Source organism: Pseudonocardia pini (genome assembly GCF_013870575.1).
Lineage (GTDB): Bacteria > Actinomycetota > Actinomycetes > Mycobacteriales > Pseudonocardiaceae > Pseudonocardia > Pseudonocardia pini.
The window spans coordinates 1-1,512 of the sequence record NZ_JACBXB010001043.1 but is presented as its reverse complement, the minus strand read 5'-3'; the positions used below and the strand labels follow the sequence as shown (position 1 = coordinate 1,512).

The 1,512-nt window shown below is 71.9% G+C and carries 1 protein-coding gene and 1 pseudogene; both read right to left on the bottom strand.

Translation table 11 applies throughout. From position 1 onward, the window contains the following. A pseudogene (locus H5J29_RS32305) lies at positions 1-289 on the bottom strand (hypothetical protein); the annotation flags it as partial. Between the two features lie 148 nt (positions 290-437). Next, positions 438-1,307 carry a bile acid:sodium symporter family protein gene (locus tag H5J29_RS32300; RefSeq protein ID WP_181784700.1) on the bottom strand — a complete coding sequence of 290 codons (870 nt, stop codon included), beginning with the start codon at positions 1,305-1,307 and terminating at the stop codon, positions 438-440. Positions 1,308-1,512 lie beyond the last annotated feature (205 nt).

Here is a 1,512-nt window from a genome sequence, read left to right as displayed (position 1 = left end):
CCGCGCCGACCTGGTTCCCCACCGCGACCACGGCGTCGAGCACGTCGCGCAGCGGCGATCGGGCGGCCTCCAGACGCTCACCGAGCAGCTCGATCGCCACCGGAGTGACGGCGGCGTCCTCCTCGGTCAGCGACTCGACGGCGACGAAGGCCGCCTCGGCCGCCTTGCAGGTCAGGTCCGCCGTCCCCCACGTCCGACCGTTCTGGCAGTAGCGCGGCCGGTTCCCCCGGCCCTGTTGCACCGGCAGGGGCTCGCGGCACCGGCGGAAGGCGCACAGGCGGTCCAGCACGTCGGCCTCGTCTCTCGATCACCACTTACGTAGTTCGTATTCTGTTCTAGTCCGCATTAATTCAGGTCGACCGACACGCGTCCGCCTGGGAGAAACCCTCTTCTCCTGGGTCAGCGGGCCCGCGAACGCCGAGAGGGCGCCGGAAGGCTCAGACCGGCTGGGTGCCCCGCTCGACCCGCCGCGACAGCGACCAGGCCAACGCACCGGCGGGCAGGAACATCAGCAGCCCGTACACCGCCGGGGCGATCGACGCCGCCGGGTTCTCCAGCACCGTGACCGCGACGGTGATGGCCAGCACGGCGTTGTGCACGCCGATCTCCATCGAGGAGGCGATCGCCTGCCGGTGCGTCACCCGCAGCAGCCGGGGCACCCCGTAGCCCAGGGCCAGGCTCAGCACGCTCAGCAGCAGGCACACCAGCCCGACCGCGGCGAGGCTCGGCAGCAGGGCGTCGAGCTGCTGCAGGACCGCCGCCACGATCGCGAGCGCCACGGCCACGATGGACGCGATCCGCACGGGCCGTTCCATCCGGTCGGCGAACTCCCCGAAACGCCGCCTGAGCAACATCCCGATGGCCACCGGCACCAGCACCACGGCGAAGACCTGCAGCAGCTTGTCCCACTGCAGCCCCACCGAGCCGCCCGCACCGAACCAGGCGAGCGCGAACGTCGTCACGAGCGGGAGGGTGACGACGGCGAGCACCGAGTTCACGGCGGTGACCGAGATGCTGAACGCCACGTCGCCGCCCGCGAGGTGCGTCAGGACGCTCGCCGTGACCCCGCCCGGGGCGGCCACGAGCAGCATCATCCCGATCGCGAGGTCGCTGCCCAGGCCGAACAGCAGGACCAGCCCGAAACACACCGCGGGGAGCAGGACCAGCTGGCACAGCAAGGTCACCACGACGGCCCGCGGGACCGTCGCGACCCGCGCGAAGTCGGCGAGGGACAACGAGAGCCCCAGCCCCAGCATGACCAGGGCGAGCACGACCGGCAGCACCACGGAGAAGACCGACGACGTCATCGCGACTCCCGATTCGGGCGAATGATCCGGTTACCGTAGCCGGCCGGAGCGGTTCCGGTCGTCCGCCGGACCGGGGAAACGCGGGCCGGGATCGTCGGCCGTCCCTCGCCCCGCCCGTAGGCTCGCCCCCATGCTCGACGGCACCGCCGACCGCACCTGTGTCGCATGACCCGGTCCGCCCCGAGCAACCCGCCTGCCTCGAGCC